A 2925-nucleotide genomic window follows, 5' to 3' on the forward strand; every position below is an offset into this window, starting at 1 on the left:
AAAGGCTCCGTCCTGTGGACGACCAAAGACTACAAAGACTACGAGATCGAACTGGAGTACCAAACGTCGTCGGAGTACTACGACACGGGAGTGATGCTACGGGGTGACGGGCACCAAGTCCAACTCGGCATCTCCGGCAGCCTGAAAAAAGACATGTCAGCCTGCGTCTACGCACCGAAAGACAAACGGGGCAGCTACCCCGGCGTCTCGGACCAGGGGACGGAGACCTTGAAACTCGGTGAGTGGAATCACTTGCGAGTGATCTTGACCGGCAAACGCATCCAGACCTTCCACAATGGCGAGCCGTGCGTCGATTACACCGGCATTGCGATCAATGACGAAGGTCCGATCGGGTTGCAATTGCACGGCGGTCATCACATGAAGATCCAGTTCAAAAACATCAAAGTGAAAGAACTGTAGACACAGCGCCGTCGCGCCCGCTACCACCACCAGCGCTGCCCCGCCCCCTGGACTGCCTGGGTGCGGACCGCTGCGATCCCGTCGTCGGTCGCCGTCTGACCGGCGACCGTCCAGGCATCGATCGAAACACCGCCCGAAACGCTGACGATCCAGCCGCGTCGGCCCCGGATCGTCGACGCCACCGACGGGATCGACGTTGGCACTCGATAGCGTGGCCCCTGCAACCGGCTGGCGTCGCCGAGCACGTTGAATTGACAATCGGCACGGACGGCCAACCCTTCGCGAGCCATCAACGCCCCGAACACGGCCAGGTCAAAACAGTTGCTTAACTCTGCAAAGATCGGCAGTGCGATGGATAGTTCGTCAAAGCGATTGGTCATCGCGTCGGCCCACTGTTGTGCCAACTGGTTTTCTTGGTCCAAGGTCTTGCGCGTCCCCTCGGCGGTCAACAAACTGTCCTGGGTCAGCGTCCGAATTCGTCGTCCGCGAATTTGCCATCCGAGTCGATCGGTGGTGCAACGCAGCGGTTCGTAGTCGGACGCCATCCACCACCGCGGCGAGGAAAGTTGATTTCTGTCGTTGTGTTGTTGCAGCAACTGCATGTAGCTGGGCAGGGAGTCAATCGGTGCCGCTTCCAAGCCCATGGCAAGACGCTTCATCGCGTAGTCGGCCGAGAGCAGGACTTGGGCGAAATGACTGTCGGGGTCGATCCCGCGGATCAGCACTTGCTGCGGCCCGATCGCGGATTCCATCGCGCCGACGGCCTGGCGGTTGAAGCTGCGGAGCCGGGCTTGAACACGGGCGAATTGGCGGAGCCCCGCGGCGGTCGGTTCGATGGAGCAACTGATCTGGCGATCGTTGATCGGGACGCCTTCTCGCAGTGTACCTTCTGGCAATGTGCCTCTACGCAGTGCGTCCATCAAGTCATCGAGCCGGAGCACGGCGCGTCCGTCGGCCACACCGACGACTTCGCCCGCTTCATTCGCCTTCCACGGCCCGCCCGGACCGGCAAGGAACACATCGCCGTGTTGCATTCCATCGCCAGGCGGGACGGCAAAGACGTACTCGATTCGGCGCAGCCCCGCCAAAAAGGCCATCGAGGGCGAGATCGGTTTGCCATTGTCCAGACATTCGGAAAGTGCTCGATCCAGCCCGGCCAGCGAAATGACGCGAAACCCCGTCTCGACGTTCGTGGCCCCGTCGATGGAATCGGATAACTGATTCCAGCGATCGCGAAGCTGATCCAGTTCGTCCTGCTCGACGCGACCGACCACGCCATCGGCGTCGACGACGACACCTCCAACGGCCCCGCGAGACCCGATGATGGGCGTGATCCCGGTGACAAACGGCGTGCTGGAGATGTTTTGGATCGCCGCAATACCCTGCGCCCCAGCGGCTCCCGACAGAACACCAAGCAGCACCACGAGCGCAGCCGCCGGGCGAATGGATTGCAGAACGCTGGAACCAACAGAATGTGACACAAGCACGACGAGACCCCCGATTCAGTTGCCGACCGGTTTCTATCAAGGTACGCGTTGAACGTGCGTTGTCAAATCAGATCCTTACCGCAGCGTCTTTTGCAGATCTTCGGGTGAAGCGTGGGGCAGACGCATCAAGTTAACAGGTGGAACCATCAATCAAGAAAGTCACCCTCCCTTCCAGGGAGGGTCGCGGAGGAGTTTACGCTCGGAGCGGGGAGGGTTCGCTGTGGCTCGGAAGCACTCAACACCACGAATCGCCCCTCCCCTCGCTGCGCTCGCCCCTGCCGCACACGGGAGGGTTTCGCAAAGCGTTCCACACCCGACGTCGCTCGGCCAGCTAGAATCTCTGCTTGAAAGGCATCTTGTCTGATGCCCGTTCATCTGCCAGCCGGAGTCCTACCATGCGTTTGTTGTTTCTACTGCTTGTCTTCACGGTCACGTCGTCCAACCTTCCGAGCTTGATTGCGGAGGATGATTCGAAGCCCCTAAGAATCATTTGCTTCGGCGCCCATCCCGACGACGCGGAATACAAGAGTGGCGGAACCGCGGCCTTGTGGGCCGCGCAAGGTCACAAGGTCAAATTGGTTTCGGTCACCAACGGTGATATCGGTCACTGGAGTATGGCCGGCGGTCCGTTGGCCAAACGCCGCGCCGCCGAATCGGCGAAGGTCGCTGAGCGATTGGGCGTGACCAGCGAAGTCTTGGACATCCACGACGGGGAGTTGGAACCGACGCTGGAAAACCGACGTAAGATCACGATCCTGATCCGTGAATGGGACGCAGACATCGTGATCTCCCACCGACCTTGGGACTACCACCCCGACCACCGCTACACCGGGGTGCTGGTCCAAGACGCCGCCTACATGGTCGCCGTGCCTTTCTTTTGCCCGACGACTCCGCCGCTGAAGAAGAATCCTGTGTTTCTTTATTCCAGCGACCGCTTTCAGAAACCGTATCCCTTCGAAGCTGACATCGTCGTGGATGTCGACAGCGTGTTTGAACAGAAAGTCGACGCGTTGACCGC

At 60.2% G+C, this 2925-nt stretch carries 3 protein-coding genes; 2 read left to right on the top strand and 1 reads right to left on the bottom strand.

Annotation, left to right across the window (positions count from 1 at the left end):
* Positions 1 to 420: DUF1080 domain-containing protein (locus ABX749_RS28080; protein ID WP_372898943.1), on the top strand; the 420-nt coding region annotated here is incomplete at its 5' end.
* A gap of 20 nt (positions 421 to 440) precedes the next feature.
* On the opposite strand, the gene ABX749_RS28085 is transcribed toward ABX749_RS28080, so the two are convergent.
* Positions 441 to 1901: a DUF1598 domain-containing protein gene (locus ABX749_RS28085; protein WP_372898944.1), complete on the bottom strand. Its 1461-nt coding sequence runs from the start codon at positions 1899 to 1901 to the stop codon at positions 441 to 443.
* Between the two features lie 401 nt (positions 1902 to 2302).
* Here ABX749_RS28085 and ABX749_RS28090 point away from each other — a divergent pair.
* Positions 2303 to 2925, top strand: a 623-nt coding sequence (locus ABX749_RS28090; protein WP_372898945.1) for a PIG-L deacetylase family protein, incomplete at its 3' end; no start/stop codon positions are given.

Origin of the sequence: Stieleria sp., from assembly GCF_041595215.1 — a bacterium.
GTDB classification, from domain to species: Bacteria; Planctomycetota; Planctomycetia; order Pirellulales; family Pirellulaceae; genus Stieleria; species Stieleria magnilauensis.